This is a genomic window from Piscinibacter sp. PDB1-1 (assembly GCF_056675995.1).
Window position 1 is genome coordinate 662642 of the sequence record NZ_JBWVZJ010000003.1, and the last position, 15283, is coordinate 677924.

Consider the following 15283-nt stretch of genomic DNA (forward strand, 5'->3'; position numbering starts at 1 on the left):
CTGGAGACTCCTTGAGTTGTGCTTGCCGAGCAAAGGGCGGTCATCTTCATCCTCCCGAGAGGGCCTGCAGCACATGCACCTGGCTGCCGGCCCGCAGAGGGTCGGTCTGCGCGACGCGATCTCGGCTGCGCTGACCGTCGATGAACACCACCACGTTGGGCCGCAGGTGCCCCTGGTCGTCGAGCACGTAGCCGCGCAGCCGCGGGTTGATGCGAAAGGCAGCCTGCAAACCCTCGTGCAGTGTGGCCACCGGCGCATCGACCTCGGGCGTTTCGGTGAAGCGCCGGAGCTGCTGGGTGAAGACGATGCGTGCCACGCGGCGATGATGGCGCGCGCCTGAGCAAAAGGCCAGCGCCGAGCGGGGGCGCCCGGGCGCGCAGACAATGCGCCTCCCCTCGCCTGCCGAAGCACCATGCCCACCGGAGCCCTCTACGCCGCCCTCGCCTTCGCCATGTGGGGCGTGTTCCCGCTCTACTTCCGGCAACTGGCCGCGGTGCCGCCGGGCGAGATCCTCATCCATCGGATCGTCTGGTCGTTGGTGTTCGTGCTGGCGGTGCTGGCCATGCGCCGTCACTGGGCGTGGCTGAAGCCTGTGCTGCGCCAGCCACGCGTGCTCGGGGCGTTTGCGGCGAGCGCCGCGCTGCTGTCACTCAACTGGCTGATCTATGTGTGGGCGGTCAACAGCGGGCATGTGATCGAAGCCAGCCTGGGCTACTTCATCAACCCACTGGTCAATGTGCTGCTCGGCTACACGGTCTTGCACGAGCGGCTGCGCCGCGTGCAGTGGGCGGCGCTCGGTATCGCAGCACTCGGCGTGCTGTGGCTCACCGTGCTGGCGGGCCGCCCGCCATGGATCGCGCTGGCCCTGGCCTGCACCTTCGGCTGCTACGGGCTGCTGCGCAAGGTGGCCTCACTGGGTGCGATCGAGGGGCTGACGATCGAGACCCTGGTCCTGACACCCGTGGCGCTTGCCGTGCTCGGCTTCTGGATGTCGCAGGGCACCAGCACCTTCCCCACGCCCGATTTCGCCACCAACGCGTGGCTGATCGCGGCCGGGCCGATCACCGCGGTTCCGTTGCTGCTCTTTGCCGCAGGCGCGCGACGCATTTCGCTCACGACGCTCGGCCTCTTGCAGTACATCGGCCCGACCATCCAGATGGCCATCGGCCTGTGGGTGTTCCACGAGCCCTTCTCGACCGAACGGCTGATCGGGTTTGTGCTGATCTGGATGGCGCTGGCCATCTACAGCGCCGAAAGCTGGTGGCGCGCACGCATGACGACTCCCGCGCCAGCGTGAATTGAGGCCAGCAATCGGCCAAGTCACCCCGTTTGGGGGTCGGTCGGGCCCATGGCGTCACCTACCATCGGGGGTTTTCCAAACTTCTGAGTTGGCCCCGTGAATACCGGCACCTCCGAGGCCCACGGCCCGTCCAAGCGCGTACTCGTCGTTCGATACTCGCAGACAGGCCAGTTGAACGCCCTCACCGACAGCATCATCGAGCCGCTGCGCGCCGACCCGGGCATTGCGCTGCACGTCGAGACGCTCGTGCCCAAGCGCCCCTTCCCCTTCCCGTGGGGCTTCTTCCGCTTTCTCGACGCCTTCCCCGAATCGGCCCACATGGTGCCGCCGCCGATGGAGCCGCTCACGCTGCGCGGCGACGAAGACTTCGACCTGATCGTGCTGCCCTACCAGGTGTGGTTCCTGGCGCCGTCGCAACCCATCACCGCGTTCCTGAAGCACCCGGTCGCACAACGCCTGCTGCGCGGCAAACCCGTGGTGACGGTGATCGCCTGCCGCAACATGTGGCACCTGGCGCACGAGAAACTCAAGGCGATGCTGTCCGACACCGGCGCGCGCCTGATCGACAACGTGGTGCTGATCGACGAGGGCCCCACGCTGGCCAGCTTCTTCACCACACCGCGCTGGCTGCTCACCGGCAAGCAAGAGGGCTTCTGGGGCATGCCCCGAGCGGGCCTGAGCGATACGCAGATCCGCGGCTCGCGCCGGTTCGGCCTGGCGCTGCGCGAGGCGCTGCACGCCAACCGTGAAAAGGGCCACGAACCGCTGCTGGCAGGCCTGGGGGCGGTACGTGCCGACCCCCGCCTGCTCATCAGCGAGCGGGCCGGAACCCGCAGCTTCTTCGTGTGGGGCAAGCTGCTGCGCGCAGCAGGTGCGCCGGGCGCATGGCAGCGCGTGCCGCTGCTGGTGTTGTATGTCGTCTTCCTGATAGTGATGATTGTCACGGTGGTGCCCACGAGCCTCTTCCTGCAGGCCGTGTTGCGGCCCTTCATGCAGGGCTGGCTTTCTAGAATGAAGGCTCATTTCGAGCAGCCCTCGGGCTCGTCCACCACACGAAGCCATCTGTATGAGGACTGACGTCTTTCTCACCCGCACGGGCGCGTTCCTGCCCTTCGAGCCGGTCGGCAACGACGACATCGAGAAGGTGCTCGGCCAGGTCGGCGGGCGCCCCTCGCGTGCGCGCCGCATGGTCCTGCGCAGCAACGGCATCCAGTCGCGCCACTACGCGATCGACCGCGCCACCGGCGAGCCGGCGATGACCAACGCGCAGATGACGGCCGCCGCCATCCGCGCCATGGGCGATGTGGGGCACGTCGATGTTCTCGTCACCGGCACCTCGCTGCCCGACCAGCTCATGCCCAACCACGCCGTGATGGTGCATGGCGAACTCGGCTGGCCTCGGCTCGAGGCCGTCTCGTGCGCGGGGATCTGCCTGTCGGGCACGGCGGCGTTCAAGCACGCCTGGCTCGCGGTGCGCGCCGGCGAAGCGCAACGCGCCGTGGCGACCGGCTCCGAACTCGCCTCGCCCATCATGCTGGCGCGCAACTTCGAACCCGAGGTCGAGCACAAGCTGCAAGCACTCGAAGAACGCCCCGAGATCGCGTTCGAGAAGGACTTCCTGCGGTGGATGCTCTCCGACGGCGCGGGCGCCGTGCTGCTCGAAACCGCTCCGCACGGCCCGATCTCGCTGCGTGTCGACTGGATCGAGCTGTCGTCGGCCGCGCACGAACTGCCGGCCTGCATGTACGCCGGCGCCGACAAGAACGCTGACGACTCCCTGCGCGGCTGGTTGCGCTTCTCCACCGCCGATTGGCAGGCCAAGTCGGTCTTTGCCGTGAAGCAGGACGTGCGCCTGCTCAACGAGAACATCGTGCGTGCCGCGCTTCGCGAGCCCCTGGCCGAAGTGATGGACAAGCGCCGCCTGCGCGTGGCCGATGTCGATTGGTTCCTGCCGCACCTCTCGTCGCAGTTCTTCCGCGAGCCGGTGCAACAGGCCCTGGCCGACGTGGGCCTGCCGATCCCTCGCGAGCGCTGGTTCAGCAACCTCGTGCACAAGGGCAACACTGGCTCGGCCTCGCCCTTCATCATGCTCGACGAGCTGTTCCGCTCCGGCCGCATCAAGCCGGGCGAGAAGTTGCTGATGTTCATCCCCGAGAGTGGCCGATTCAGCAGTGGCTTCATCTACATGACTGCGGTCTGACATGGACCTCGACTCCGTTCCCCAGGAGGGCAACGCCACGCTGGGCGGCCACCGCAAGGCGATGTACGCGAAGGACGCGAACGGCCGCATGGTGATCGCGCCTTCTGCCGGCTGGGAGGCCGAGGAGATCGTCACCAGCCACGCCGTCGAGTCGCTGCATCTGCAGGCCGAGCAGGCGCGGGCGCGGGTGCTCGCGGGCGTGTCGTCGCCGCTGGAGTTCTGGATGTACGAGCGCCGCATGGACGTGCCGCTGCTGTCACAGACCAGTGGCTTCTGGCAATGGCGCGTGCGCCGTCATCTGAAGCCGGAGCACTTCGCCAAGCTGTCGCGCAGCTCGATCGAGCGCTACTGCCACGCGTTGGGCGTCTCGCCGGACGATCTGAAGAAGCTGCCGTCGATCCAGGCATGAGCGCCAGCATGAGCTTCCAGCACCAGCACGCCGCGCACTGCGAGAGCGGCGTCATCTCCAACCTGCTGCGCCACCACGGTGTGCCGATGTCGGAGAGCCTGGCCTTCGGCCTTTCGGCCGGTCTCGCCTTCGCGTACCTGCCCTTCATCAAGATCAACGGGCTGCCGCTGATTGCCTACCGCTCCCTGCCGCGCGCCATCATCAAGGGCCTGATCTCGCCACTGGCCGCGCGCTTTCGCTTCGAGACCTTCCGCTCGCCGCAGGCCGGGCAGCAACGCCTCGATGCGCTGCTGGCCAGCGGCGAAATCGTGGGCCTGCAGACCTCGGTCTACTGGCTGCCGTACTTCCCGCCCGACATGCGCTTTCACTTCAACGCGCACAACCTGCTGGTGTACGGCAAGGAGGGCGACGACTACCTGATCAGCGACCCGGTGTTCGAAGAACCCCAGCGCTGCGCGAGCGCTGACCTGCAGCGCGCCCGCTTCGCCAAGGGTGCGCTCGCACCCAAGGGCCTGCTTTACTACCCCAAGTCGATCAGCCGCAAGAGCGTCACGCCCGAGGCCGTGCGCGTTGCCATCCGCAAGAACTGCCGCGCGATGCTGCCGCCCGTGCCCATCGCCGGGGTGCGCGGCATGCGCTCGCTCGCGAACAAGATCGAGAAGCTATCGCCCACCGACCCGCACAGCACCGCCTTCATCGGCCACATCGTGCGCATGCAGGAAGAGATCGGCACCGGCGGGGCGGGCTTCCGCTTCATCTACGCCGCCTTCCTGCAGGAAGCCGCGCAGTTGGCGCAGCTACCGGTGCTGAGCGAGTTCTCCGACCGCCTCACCGCCATCGGTGACGGCTGGCGCGTGCTTGCGCTGAAAGCCGCGCGCATGGTCAAAGGCCGCGAAGCGCTCGACCCGCCGGCCATCGCCGCCAGGCTGCGCGAGCAGGCCACCCAAGAAGAAGCATTCTTCCGCGAGCTGCGAGCCGCAGTGCGTTGATGCTCTCCATACAGCACCTGGCGCACCGCTACCGCAAGGCGCCCGGCGCCGCGCTGAGCGATGTGTCGCTGCAAGCCCAACGTGGCGAGGTGCTGGGCCTGCTCGGCCCCAATGGGGCGGGCAAGACGACGCTGATCTCGCACCTGGCAGGTGTGCTCGTGCCACAGCAGGGCGAGATCCTCATCGACGGCGAGCGGCTTGCCGCCGTACGCGCCAAGGCTCCGGCGCGCATCGCCGTCGCACCCCAGGACTACGCCTTCTACCCGATGCTCAGCGTCGCCGAGAACCTGGCCTGCTTTGCCGGTGCGGCGCGGCTCGCCGGTGCGAGGCGTGATGAGCGCATCGCCGCCTGCATGGCATTCGCGCAGCTCGATCGTTTTGCGCACACGCGCGCCGCGCAGCTCTCCGGCGGACTCAAGCGCCGCCTGAACCTGGCCATTGCGCTGCTGCCCGAACCCGAGTTGGTGCTCTTCGACGAACCCACGGTCGGTGTCGATCCGCAATCACGCGCGTTCATCCTCGACGCCATCAAGGCGCTCGCGCGGCAAGGCGCGGCGGTGATCTACACCTCGCACTACATGGACGAGATCGAAGCCATCGCCGACCGCGTGGTGATCCTCGACCACGGCCAGGTGCTGCGCTCGGGCTCGCTCGATGAACTGCTGCAGCAGGATGCGCTGGTGATGACGCTTGCGGCCGATGGCATCGCGCCCGATGCGCTGCTGGCGCTGCTTTCGCACCATGGCCAAGCCGAAGCGTTGGGCACAACGCTGCGCGTTCAGCTTCGCTCCACGCCGGCCGAGGTGCTCGCCGCGCTCGACGCCGCCGGTGCCCGCGTGCGCCACGCCGAGTTCGGCCGCGGCAACCTGGAGCAGCTCTTCATGTCGCTGACTCAACGCTCTCTGCGAGACGACTGATGCTCGGCGCATTGATCAAGAAGGAACTGCTCGCCCTGCTGCGCGACCCGCACGGCCTGGCGGCGCTCTTCGTACTGCCGGTGGCCTTCATCGTGATCATGTCGCTCGCGCTCAAGGACTACTACAGCCCGCCGCAGAAGAGCCTGCCCTACGCCGTGCAGGCAGGCGACACCGGGCCACTGTCACGCGCGCTCCTCAAGGGGTGGGAAGCGCGCCACGGCGCCGCACAGCCCCTGGCCGCCGACTGGCCGCAGCAGCTTCGAGAGGGCCACCTCAAGTACGTGCTGGTGCTCATGCCCGGCCTGTCGCAAGAACTCGAGGAGCCCACCCTGCCCACGCAGCCGCACATCAGGCTGCTTGCCGAGCCGGGGCTCGACGGCAACCTGTTCAACAGCTTGCAGGCCGAGCTGGCCGGCAGCGCCGGCGAACTGAAGGCGCGCGCCGCGCTGGCGCAGGCCAACGCACCCAAGCCGGCGCCGGGCGCGTCCATGCTCGGCATCGTGCAGGCCGAGCGAGCCGGCAACCAGGGCCCGCGCCCGAGCGCCGTGCAGCAGAACGTACCGTCCTGGCTGGTGTTCGGCATGTTCTTCGTGGTCGCGTCGCTCGCCGGGCTGGTGGTCGAAGAGCGCCAGAGCGGCACGCTCGCACGCCTTCGCAGCCTGGGCGTGCCGCGCAGCGTGCAGCTCGCCGCCAAGGCCCTGCCCTACCTGGGCGTGAACGCCATCCAGGCCGCGCTGATGCTGTCTGTGGGCGTGTGGCTGATGCCGCTGATCGGTGGCGATGCCCTCTCGCTGGCCGGCATCCACTGGGGTGCTCTGCTGCTGGCGCTGCTGTTCATCTCGCTGGCCGCCGTGGGCTTGGCGCTCGCGCTGGCCTGCGCCGTGCGCACCGCTGCGCAGGCCGCCGCCATCGGGCCGATCGCCAACGTGCTGATGGCTGCCATCGGCGGCATCATGGTGCCGCAGTTCGTGATGCCCATCGCCATGCAGAAGCTGGCCGTCTGCTCGCCGATGAACTGGGGGCTGGAGGCGCTGCTGAACGTGCTGGTGCGCGGCGGCGGTGTCATCACGATCGCACCGCAGTTGCTTTGCCTGGGTGCGTTGGCCGCGCTGATGTTCGCGGCCGCCGTGCGGCTGTTCCAAACCACCGACACATGAGCTCCACCGCCGTGACGAACGATCCCCTGATCGAGTTGAAGAACGAGCTGAAAGCCCTGGTGCTCGACGCCGCGGAGAAAGACGCGCCCGACGGCGGACTCTCGGACGACGAATCCCTTTTCGGCCCCGACTCGCGCCTGGCGCTCGATTCGCTCGACGCACTGCAAGTCTCGATGGCGATTCAAGAGCGCTATGGCGTGCGCATGCCCGACAGCAAGGAGACGCGCCGCGCACTCGCCTCCATCGCGCATCTGGCGCAGCACCTGTCCGAACGCCGCAAGGGATGAGGCAGGCCTACCTCGCCGGCTGCGGGCTCGCGAGCGCGCTGGGGCCCGATCTGGCGACCGCGTTGGCGCAGCTCGCGCGAGGCGGTGTCCCGCCGCAGGCTGTTGCGCTGGCCGAAGGCATGGCCTGGCCTTATCTCGGCATCGCCGACGAAGACACCGACTGGCTCGCTCGTTCGCGCCGACTGGTGCGCCAGGTAGTGGCCGAAAGCGGCGCAGATGCGTCCGCGCGAACGGGGCCCTTGTTCATCGCCTCTTCATCGCTGGACATGGGTTGGCTCGAGCAGGACATCACCCGCTATGTCGACTACATGAGCTTCGCGGACACCGTGGCCGGCTGGCTCGATTGGCGCGGCCCGGTCTACACGGTCTCGACCGCCTGCACCTCGGCACTCAACGCGTTGCTGAGTGCCCGCGCCTTGATCCGCCACGGCCAGGCCGAGCACGCGCTGGTGCTGGGGCTGGAGCTGCGCAACCGCACGACGGTGGGCGGCTTCGGCGCCATGCAACTGCTGGCGCCGCAACGCACCCTGCCCTTCGGCGCCGAGCGGCGGGGCCTGGTGCTGGGCGAAGCCGTGGCTGCGCTGCACCTGAGCGCGCAGCCGGCGCGCTGGCGCATCGCTGGTGGTGCCAATGTGGTCGATGGCCGCGACCCGGCGGGCACCGTGCCAAGCGCGGTGGTGGCCGCGAGCCAGCAGGCCTTGCATGACAGCGGTGTGACGGGGCACGAGATCGATCTCATCAAGCCACAGGCGGCCGGAAGCCCGGTGGGCGATGCCGCCGAATGGGGCGCGCTGCAGCAGGTTTTCACCCCACTGCCACCGATGGTGTCGTTCAAGGCTGCCATCGGCCACACCCTGGGCGCCGCCGGCGCGGCCGAGATCGCCTTGCTGACCCAATGCCTCGAACACGGCGCCTGGCCGGTGGCCGATTACGCGCAAGACCCGGCGCTGCTTACGCCACTGTCGCCCAGCGCACCGCCGCGCGTGCGCCACGTGATGGCCAGCATCAACGGCTTCGGTGGCGGTCACGCCGCTGTCATCCTGGAAGACACGCAGGCATGAGCACCTGGCGCACTCTGGCCCATGTGGTGGTCGACCCGCTGCCACCCGACTGGCGCGAGCAATTGGCACGCCGCCTCGGCGCGCGGCCCCGGCGTATCGGCACGTGGGCGGAGCTGGCGGTGTACGGCGCGCGCCTGTGTCTCGATGCCGCTGGCGAGGAATCTCTCCCCCCCGATGCACAACTGCGGCTGGCCAGCCTCAGCGGCCCGCGCCAGGCGACGCACGCGCTCGCCGAGCAGCTCGCGGCGGGCATGCCGATGCCATTCACCTTCATGCAGAGCCAGGCGAGCCAGGTGCTCGCCGCACTCGGGCAACACCTGGGCTGGGTGGGCGACGCACGCCTTGTCGTGAGTCGCGACCGTCACGCCTTGCAACAGCTGGCGCAACTCGAAACGCAGTGCGGATGCACTGGCCGCGGTCTGCTGATCGGATGGGTTGAAGAAGACCTGCGCACGGAGTGGCTGCGCGTCACTATCGATTGAAATTGCTGCACTGCGGCACGCCCTTTGCCCTTTAAGGCCAAGGCCAGAGTTGGGACGCCGACAGACACGCTGAAAAAGCGTGCACCTTGATTGGTCGCGCCCCCTTGGCCGGAAGTCTTAACCGGTGTTGGGAGTTGCGTATGTCAGAAGTACCGCGTGACGTTTGCATGGGGGTTCCCCATGGACGCTGAAGGCCGCTCGCGCTTGTTTCCGAGCGCACCACCATCCATCCACGCTTTCGTCGCGGCGGTGCTCGAGCCCGCCGTCATGCTGGCGAGCTTTCTCATGCTGAGCGTGTGGCATGACGAACCCATCGAACGCCCTGCGCTGATCCTGTGCATGCTCGTCGTGGTGCTCACGTTTCCGGGCGTGGACCGCTTCAAGGAGTCGCATTTCAACGCCGCCATGAACATTGCGGGCGACTGGATCGCGGTGGTCGCGATTCTCTTGCTGTGCGGCTACGCCACCGACAGCTTCGAGTACTTCCAGCCCTCGCTGCTGCTGTGGTGGGCGCTGCTCACCCCCGTGCTGCTGTGGGTGGCGGTGGTGGCCGTGGGCAGCTGGCTGCAGCACCTGAACCGGCAGCCCGAGTACCGCCGGCGCAGCGTGATCATCGGCGCCGGCGAGAATGGCGCGCGCGTGGCGCAGGCGCTCGCCGCACAGAGCGACTGCTCGCACGAGCTGCTGGGCTATTTCGAGGACCGCAGCAACGAGCGCGTGCATGTGGACGCCCTCGGCAAGGTCCTGGGCCGTCTCGACGACGTGGCCGAGCACGTGAAGAACAACGACGTGCACCACGTCTACATCACGCTGCCGCTGACAGCGCAGCCGCGCATCATCGAGCTGCTCGCCAAGCTGCAGGACACCACCACCTCGGTGCACTACGCACCGGATGTGTTCGGCATCAACATCATCCAGGGGCAGTTGCACGACATCAGCGGCGTGCCGGTCGTGAGCCTGCTCGAGACACCCATCACCGGCACCAACCACCTCGTCAAGCGCGGCACCGACATCGTGCTGGCGTCGATCATCCTGGTGATGATCCTGCCGGTGCTGCTGGCCATCGCCATCGGCGTGAAGATGAGTTCACCCGGGCCGATCATCTTCAAGCAGCGCCGCACGGGGCTGGACGGCAAGGACATCATGGTCTTCAAGTTCCGCTCGATGACCACGCAGGACAACGGCAACGTGGTGCGCCAGGCCACGCGCGGCGACCCCCGCATCACGCCCTTCGGCGCCTTCATCCGCAAGACCTCGCTCGACGAGTTGCCACAGCTCTTCAATGTGCTGCTGGGCACGATGAGCCTCGTCGGGCCGCGGCCACACGCGGTGGCGCACAACGAGGAGTACCGCAAGATCGTGCAGGCCTACATGCTGCGCCACAAGGTGCGCCCGGGCATCACCGGCTGGGCACAGGTGAACGGCTACCGCGGCGAGACCGACACGGTCGACAAGATGGCCGCACGCGTTCACTACGACCTCGAGTACCTGCGCAACTGGTCGCTGGGGCTCGATCTGAAGATCATTGCGCGCACCGTGCGCGTGCTGATCTTCGACCGCAACGCCTACTGATGATGCACAAACGCGCACCCGGAAACACCGCGCGCACCCCTTTGAAACCGACTGTGTTCCATCCCCGAGCCAGGAACATCGATTGCCGTTAATAGCTCGGAACAACCCGTCCCACAACCACTGGAGAAATGCCAATGAAGAAAAAACTTCTAGCGAGCGTGGCGGTAGCCGCGCTCACATTGGGCACCACAAGTGCCCATGCCTTCCTGAGTTGCGACGACCCCTTGACCAGCAAGGTCGGCGAACGCTTCTGCGTTGAGAAGTTCGACGATCTGGCCGCAGGGCTCTACAACGTCAGCTTTGAATTTCAGGCAGAAAAGTTTTCCGGTCCGGGCAACGCTACCCTGGGATTGGGCTTTCTCTTCGGCAGCGACAGCGGCGACTTCACGCGCGGCTACCTGACCGATTCGACCAACTCCCCGGGCTGGAACACCTACTCGTTCATCACGCGGGCCGCCGACGATGCGGCACTGGTGTTCGCGCTGCGCGGCATCCCGAGCCCGCGCTTCGGCCTGGCGCTGCAGAACATCCAGATCACCGCCGTGCCGGAACCGGCCACGATGGCGATGCTGCTTGCAGGCCTGGGCGCGATCGTGTTCGTCGGCCGCCGCCGCCGGATCTGAGCCAGCTCCCGGCTCTCACTTTCCTCTCCTTGAAACAGCCCGGCCCCGCCGGGCTGTTTTTCTTTGTGCGAACGGAGAGCGAGCAGTCAGACCGCGTGAAACCTGCGGTTAGCTTCCAGAAGGGAGAAGAAGCAGACCGGAGGCGGTGCTCCGATCGACAGGCTCAGCTCACGCCGGCTGGCGCCGCACCAGCCAGTGCACCAGCGACGCCATCACGGCGTAGCAGACGAAAGCGAAGGCCAGCAAGCCCAGCCAGCGCCACAGATGCTCGGTGCCGGTCTGCGGCAGCCACCAGAGCGCGAGCGCCGCCGCCACCGAGCCCATGACTGCCGGCAGGATGGATCGTGCGAACGCAAGCCACGACACGCTGAGCTGCCGCTGGATCGCGACCTGCATCGCGAGGCACCCCAGACTGCTGCCGATGGCAAAGCCCGCGGCCACGCCCACCATGCCCCAGCGCATCGACAGGCCCACGGCCAAGGCAACCGACACCACGAGCTGCGCCGTCGACAACTTGAGCGCACGCGCACTGTGCCGGGTGGTGAACGACAGGTTCTGCCCCAGCATGTACGCCGATTGCGTCACGCAGGCCACCGACAACCAGCCGAACAGCGCGGCGCTCTCGCGCCATTTGTCACCGAACACGAACACCACCAGCGGCTCGGCCACCAGCGTGGCAATGGTGTAGATGGGCGCCAGCAGCAGCAGCGTCCACCCCAGCATGCTCACGTAGCTGCGTGCGAGCAGCGCGTTGTCATGCTGGCGCTGCACAAAGAGGCTGATGCCCACGCGGCTGAGCGACGCGGCCACCACCAGGTAGGCCGAGCCCAGCACGCGCTTGGCCAGGTTGTACAGACCGGTGGCGTGCGGGCCCAGCAGCACGCTCAGCAAGGCCGCGTCACCATTGCCATTGGCGTAGCTGACGAGCGCACTGCCACCCACGCGGCGCATCTCGCCGAGCGACTCGCGGATCAAGGGCGTCGACCAGACCCAGCTAGGCCGCCACACCCGCCACTCGGCTACGAGGGCGATCAGGAGTGACACCGCGCCCATTACCAACTGCTGCGCGACCAGCGCCATGGCGCCTGCGCCCTGCCACGCCAGCACCAGCGCCACCACGCCGCCGGTCGTCACGGAGCACAAGGAACGGATGGCCAGCAGGCGGAAGTTGCCCTCTCGCACCAGCCGCACCTCGTGCGCGCGCGACAGGCCGAACAGCAGCACGGCCAGACTCATGCCCAGCAGTACCGGTACCAGGCCTTCGGCCTCGAAAAAATGCGCCATCGGCCACGCCAGCAGCGCCATCACGCAGGCCGCGGCACCACCGGCCACCGTGCACAGCGTGAACACCCAGTTGAAGAGGTACGCGTCGGCCTTGGGGGCACGCAGCACCGGCATGGCCACCGCGTCGAGCAGCGACATGCGCACGAATAGCACCATCAGGTGCGCGATGGCCAGCAGCCCGAACTCGGTCGGCGTGAGCCACCGCGCGAGCACCGCGAAGACCAGGAACGACAACACCTGCTGAACCATGTTGTCGCACACCGACCAGAGCGATTTCGTCGCCCAGCCGCCAGCCTTGCGGCGCGCGATGGCGCCGCGCACCCGCGCCAGAACCGAGTTGTCCGCGCCCTCTGGCATCAGGCGCGCCCGTGGCTGCAGATCCGGAAGAAGCGCACCGCGTCGATCGTGTAGCGCTTCCAGAGCCGGCTGGGCTCATGGGCCAGACGGTAGAGCCATTCGATGCGCAGCCGGCGCATCCAGATCGGCGCGCGCGGCGCACGCTGCGCCAGAAAGTCGAACAACGCCCCCACGCCGACGTAGAGCGCCGGCGGCATGTCCTTGGCGTGGTCAAGGATCCAGCGCTCCTGCAGCGGGTTGCCCAGCGCCACCAGCACCACGTCGGGCCGAGCCTGCCGGATGCTCTCGCACACTGCAGCGTCGTCCACGCCGTAGCCCGAGCACGCACCCACCACCTGCTGGCCGAAGCGGCGCTCCACCGTGCGCGATGCCTCCTGGACCACATCGGGTCGTGCGCCGAACAGGAACACGCGCAGCGGCAGCGGGCTGCCTCTCAAAAGGCGCGGGATGAAGTCGGTACCGTTCAGGTTCTCGCGGAAGCGCTGGCCATGCACCATGCGCGCGGCGAGGTCCATGCCCACGCCGTCGTTCACCAACGTGATGCCCGGGTCGTCGAAGCGCTTGGCGAAATCCTCGCAGGTGACGACGAAGTTGGTGTTGGCGAAGAACAGTTCCGTGCGCCGGCCGAGCGCGAGGCGGCGGTAGATCTGGCCCATCAATTCCTGCGCGCCGAATGACTTGACGCGAAACGGACCAATCTGCAAGGAAGGCGTGAGGGTGCTCATGGGGTGGTCCTTTCTGTTGAAACTTCTCGGCTCAGGCGTGGCGGGCCTGAGAACTGGAACGCGAGGAACCAGGCGAAGGCGGCAGGTGCGGCGCGCGCGGCGCACCCGGCGGCATCGGTGCAGGCAGAACCTGAGCGGATCGCCCGGCACTGCGCCAGCCTGCGATGCGGGCGAGCAGGCTGTTCCACTTGAAGCGCGCCTGTGCGGGGCGGCCGCGCAGCAGCGCGATCAGCATGCCGCCAGTGGTGCGCAGGCACACCCACGGGAAGTACCACGCCGGGAACTGCGAGTTGCGGATCACGCGCCCGAAACCCGCCTCGTAGCGGCGCTGCCGCTCGATCGCCGCTGCGCCGAAATCGGCCGTCTTGACCGGGTGGTGCAGCACCAGGTCATGGTGGAACTCGATGCGCCCGCCCGCCTTCAGGCCGCGCAGCAGGAAGTCGGTCTCCTCGCCGGCGCCCCAGGGTGTGCCGGCGCCCACGCCGAGGTCTTCGTCGAAGCCACCGATTCGCTCCACCAGCGTGCGGCGCAGAAAGATGCTGAACGAGATGGCCCCGTGCCACACGTTGAACGGCGTGAGCGGTTGGGTCTCGCTCAGCCAGCGGCCTTCGGAGCGGCCGTTGCCGTCGACGAATCGGCCTGTCAGGCCGTCGAGCGAGGGGTGCGCCTGCAGCTCGCGCGCCACGCGGGTGAGCATGCCGTCGGGGTACCAGCAGTCGTCGTCGGGGAAGGCAATCACGTCGCCGGTGGCGTAGCGCAGGCCGACGTTGCGCGCACGCGAGAGCCCCGGTGGGCTGCGATAGCGCAGCACGCGAAAGTGCTGGCGGTACTCGTCCACCAACGGCGCGAGGCGCTCATCGGGGTTCTGGTCAACGATCAGCAGCTCGAAGTCGCGGTGGTCCTGCCGCTTGAGCGACGCCAGGAACTCGCCCACCTCGGCCGTGCGGCCGAGCGTGCCCATGATGAGAGAGAACTTCATGCGCGTGCCTCCCGTGTGGTTTCGAACGTGATGGACGGAAGGTGGCTGAGCCACGCGTCGTAGACGGCGCGGATCTTTCCGTACGAGTTGTCGAGGTAGGTGACCTCGCAGCCCATCAGCGCAGCGGCCACGCCCGCATGCAGGCGGTTGGTGCGCACCGCCACCAGCTGCCCGAAGTAGCGCAGGAAGTCGCGCGTGATGAGGTCCGACTCCTCGCGCAGCCGGAACGGCGAGCCGTAGAGGTTGGACATGTCCCAGCGCTTGTCGCCCGGCAGCGCGGCGATGGCTTCGGCGTCGACGCGGATCACGTCGAGGTGCAGGTGCTTGGGTGGCGGGCGGCGCCACAGCGCCAGCCGCCAGCTCAGGTAGGGCAGCAGGCGGCGGTGCAGCGCCATGCGCCACCAGAACGCCGCGCCGCGGTAGCTCTCGCACTGCTTGAAGAGGCGGTGCACGTCGATGTAGAGCGCCATGTCGGGCGCGTACAGCACATGCGCGCCGGTACCCGTGGCACGCACGCGCTCGATCGACGCCTGGTCGCGGCACACGAGCGTGAAGCGGTCATCGAGCCGTGCGAGCAGCGCCTCGTGGCCACGGATGGTGTGCGGCATCACGAGCGCAGATGCCACGCCCACCGCCAGGCAGCGCTCGAGAAAGCGCGCTGCGCTCTGGTATTCGGTGACGAGGTTGCCGCCGCCAGCGTAGATGACGGTGTCGCCGCGCTGCACCTGGCGTGTACGGGCGTAAGTGGGTGCGATCCCCATGTGGTCGAAGAACTGCCAGGTGCCGGCGGCGATGAGCGCATCACCGGCATTGCCGTCGTTGGGCACGTACTTGAGCGGCCCGGTGCTGCGCTCCGCCATGGCACGCAGGTTGGCGCGCAAGGCCTCCCAGGTGCTGGCGTCGTTGATCAGCACGGGAAGGGTCTGGTGGGGCGTGTTCAT

General features: G+C 67.8%; 17 protein-coding genes. 12 read left to right on the forward strand and 5 right to left on the reverse strand.

Annotation, left to right across the window (positions count from 1 at the left end; genetic code table 11):
• Positions 1-46: 46 nt before the first annotated feature.
• Entirely contained in the window at positions 47-316 is a 270-nt protein-coding gene (locus AC1KAR_RS18935; RefSeq protein WP_480320552.1) for a MoaD/ThiS family protein, read from the reverse strand.
• 96 nt (positions 317-412) lie between these two features.
• Between AC1KAR_RS18935 and rarD the strand changes: the two genes are divergently transcribed.
• The 12 genes from rarD to AC1KAR_RS18995 all read left to right on the forward strand — a co-directional run bounded on the left by rarD (position 413) and on the right by AC1KAR_RS18995 (position 10997).
• Positions 413-1297 carry an EamA family transporter RarD gene (gene rarD / locus AC1KAR_RS18940; RefSeq protein ID WP_480320554.1) on the forward strand — a complete coding sequence of 295 codons (885 nt, stop codon included), beginning with the start codon at positions 413-415 and terminating at the stop codon, positions 1295-1297.
• A gap of 99 nt (positions 1298-1396) precedes the next feature.
• Positions 1397-2377, forward strand: coding sequence for a dialkylrecorsinol condensing enzyme (locus AC1KAR_RS18945; protein WP_480320556.1), 981 nt, complete (start codon positions 1397-1399; stop codon positions 2375-2377).
• Positions 2367-3500: a beta-ketoacyl-ACP synthase III gene (locus AC1KAR_RS18950; RefSeq protein WP_480320558.1), complete on the forward strand. Its 1134-nt coding sequence runs from the start codon at positions 2367-2369 to the stop codon at positions 3498-3500. The genes AC1KAR_RS18945 and AC1KAR_RS18950 overlap by 11 nt, the downstream gene beginning before the upstream one ends.
• 1 nt (position 3501) lies before the next feature.
• Positions 3502-3909, forward strand: a complete 408-nt coding sequence (locus tag AC1KAR_RS18955; protein WP_480320560.1) for a DarG family dialkylresorcinol biosynthesis protein — start codon at positions 3502-3504, stop codon at positions 3907-3909.
• Between the two features lie 8 nt (positions 3910-3917).
• Positions 3918-4898: a BtrH-related acyltransferase DarH gene (darH, locus tag AC1KAR_RS18960; RefSeq protein ID WP_480320562.1), complete on the forward strand. Its 981-nt coding sequence runs from the start codon at positions 3918-3920 to the stop codon at positions 4896-4898.
• Positions 4898-5815 carry an ABC transporter ATP-binding protein gene (locus AC1KAR_RS18965; protein WP_480320565.1) on the forward strand — a complete coding sequence of 306 codons (918 nt, stop codon included), beginning with the start codon at positions 4898-4900 and terminating at the stop codon, positions 5813-5815. Before darH ends, AC1KAR_RS18965 begins: the two co-directional genes overlap by 1 nt.
• Positions 5815-6972, forward strand: coding sequence for an ABC transporter permease (locus tag AC1KAR_RS18970; RefSeq protein WP_480320567.1), 1158 nt, complete (start codon positions 5815-5817; stop codon positions 6970-6972). The genes AC1KAR_RS18965 and AC1KAR_RS18970 overlap by 1 nt, the downstream gene beginning before the upstream one ends.
• A complete protein-coding gene (locus tag AC1KAR_RS18975; RefSeq protein ID WP_480320569.1) occupies positions 6969-7259 on the forward strand; it encodes a phosphopantetheine-binding protein in 291 nt (96 codons plus the stop codon). The genes AC1KAR_RS18970 and AC1KAR_RS18975 overlap by 4 nt, the downstream gene beginning before the upstream one ends.
• The gene (locus tag AC1KAR_RS18980) at positions 7256-8320 is read left to right on the forward strand and encodes a beta-ketoacyl synthase N-terminal-like domain-containing protein (protein ID WP_480320571.1); all 1065 of its coding nucleotides are present in this window, start codon (positions 7256-7258) and stop codon (positions 8318-8320) included. Before AC1KAR_RS18975 ends, AC1KAR_RS18980 begins: the two co-directional genes overlap by 4 nt.
• Positions 8317-8802, forward strand: a complete 486-nt coding sequence (locus AC1KAR_RS18985) for a hypothetical protein (RefSeq protein ID WP_480320573.1) — start codon at positions 8317-8319, stop codon at positions 8800-8802. Before AC1KAR_RS18980 ends, AC1KAR_RS18985 begins: the two co-directional genes overlap by 4 nt.
• Positions 8803-8982: 180 nt before the next feature.
• Positions 8983-10374 carry an undecaprenyl-phosphate glucose phosphotransferase gene (locus AC1KAR_RS18990; protein WP_480320575.1) on the forward strand — a complete coding sequence of 464 codons (1392 nt, stop codon included), beginning with the start codon at positions 8983-8985 and terminating at the stop codon, positions 10372-10374.
• Between the two features lie 224 nt (positions 10375-10598).
• A complete protein-coding gene (locus tag AC1KAR_RS18995; protein ID WP_480320577.1) occupies positions 10599-10997 on the forward strand; it encodes a PEP-CTERM sorting domain-containing protein in 399 nt (132 codons plus the stop codon).
• Between the two features lie 168 nt (positions 10998-11165).
• Here the strand turns inward: AC1KAR_RS18995 and AC1KAR_RS19000 are convergent, their stop codons facing one another.
• Genes AC1KAR_RS19000 through AC1KAR_RS19015 form a run of 4 tightly spaced genes read right to left on the reverse strand, consistent with a single transcriptional unit; the run spans position 11166 to position 15283 of the window.
• Complete coding sequence (locus AC1KAR_RS19000) at positions 11166-12638, reverse strand: oligosaccharide flippase family protein (protein ID WP_480320579.1); 1473 nt, start codon at positions 12636-12638, stop codon at positions 11166-11168.
• Positions 12638-13363, reverse strand: coding sequence for a WecB/TagA/CpsF family glycosyltransferase (locus AC1KAR_RS19005; protein ID WP_480320581.1), 726 nt, complete (start codon positions 13361-13363; stop codon positions 12638-12640). Before AC1KAR_RS19005 ends, AC1KAR_RS19000 begins: the two co-directional genes overlap by 1 nt.
• 31 nt (positions 13364-13394) lie before the next feature.
• The gene (locus tag AC1KAR_RS19010; protein ID WP_480320583.1) at positions 13395-14342 is read right to left on the reverse strand and encodes a glycosyltransferase family 2 protein; all 948 of its coding nucleotides are present in this window, start codon (positions 14340-14342) and stop codon (positions 13395-13397) included.
• Positions 14339-15283, reverse strand: a complete 945-nt coding sequence (locus AC1KAR_RS19015) for a polysaccharide pyruvyl transferase family protein (protein WP_480320586.1) — start codon at positions 15281-15283, stop codon at positions 14339-14341. The genes AC1KAR_RS19010 and AC1KAR_RS19015 overlap by 4 nt, the downstream gene beginning before the upstream one ends.

What these genes read in the sequence shown, in the direction of transcription:
- AC1KAR_RS19000 (WP_480320579.1), bottom strand. Translation starts at nt 12,638, where the DNA reads ATGCCAGAGGGCGCGGACAACTCGGTTCTGGCGCGGGTGCGCGGCGCC.
- AC1KAR_RS19015 (WP_480320586.1), bottom strand. Translation starts at nt 15,283, where the DNA reads ATGAACACGCCCCACCAGACCCTTCCCGTGCTGATCAACGACGCCAGC.
- rarD (WP_480320554.1), top strand. Translation starts at nt 413, where the DNA reads ATGCCCACCGGAGCCCTCTACGCCGCCCTCGCCTTCGCCATGTGGGGC.
- darH (WP_480320562.1), top strand. Translation starts at nt 3,918, where the DNA reads ATGAGCTTCCAGCACCAGCACGCCGCGCACTGCGAGAGCGGCGTCATC.
- AC1KAR_RS18950 (WP_480320558.1), top strand. Translation starts at nt 2,367, where the DNA reads ATGAGGACTGACGTCTTTCTCACCCGCACGGGCGCGTTCCTGCCCTTC.
- AC1KAR_RS19010 (WP_480320583.1), bottom strand. Translation starts at nt 14,342, where the DNA reads ATGAAGTTCTCTCTCATCATGGGCACGCTCGGCCGCACGGCCGAGGTG.
- AC1KAR_RS18975 (WP_480320569.1), top strand. Translation starts at nt 6,969, where the DNA reads ATGAGCTCCACCGCCGTGACGAACGATCCCCTGATCGAGTTGAAGAAC.
- AC1KAR_RS18980 (WP_480320571.1), top strand. Translation starts at nt 7,256, where the DNA reads ATGAGGCAGGCCTACCTCGCCGGCTGCGGGCTCGCGAGCGCGCTGGGG.
- AC1KAR_RS19005 (WP_480320581.1), bottom strand. Translation starts at nt 13,363, where the DNA reads ATGAGCACCCTCACGCCTTCCTTGCAGATTGGTCCGTTTCGCGTCAAG.
- AC1KAR_RS18990 (WP_480320575.1), top strand. Translation starts at nt 8,983, where the DNA reads ATGGACGCTGAAGGCCGCTCGCGCTTGTTTCCGAGCGCACCACCATCC.
- AC1KAR_RS18985 (WP_480320573.1), top strand. Translation starts at nt 8,317, where the DNA reads ATGAGCACCTGGCGCACTCTGGCCCATGTGGTGGTCGACCCGCTGCCA.
- AC1KAR_RS18965 (WP_480320565.1), top strand. Translation starts at nt 4,898, where the DNA reads ATGCTCTCCATACAGCACCTGGCGCACCGCTACCGCAAGGCGCCCGGC.
- AC1KAR_RS18970 (WP_480320567.1), top strand. Translation starts at nt 5,815, where the DNA reads ATGCTCGGCGCATTGATCAAGAAGGAACTGCTCGCCCTGCTGCGCGAC.
- AC1KAR_RS18955 (WP_480320560.1), top strand. Translation starts at nt 3,502, where the DNA reads ATGGACCTCGACTCCGTTCCCCAGGAGGGCAACGCCACGCTGGGCGGC.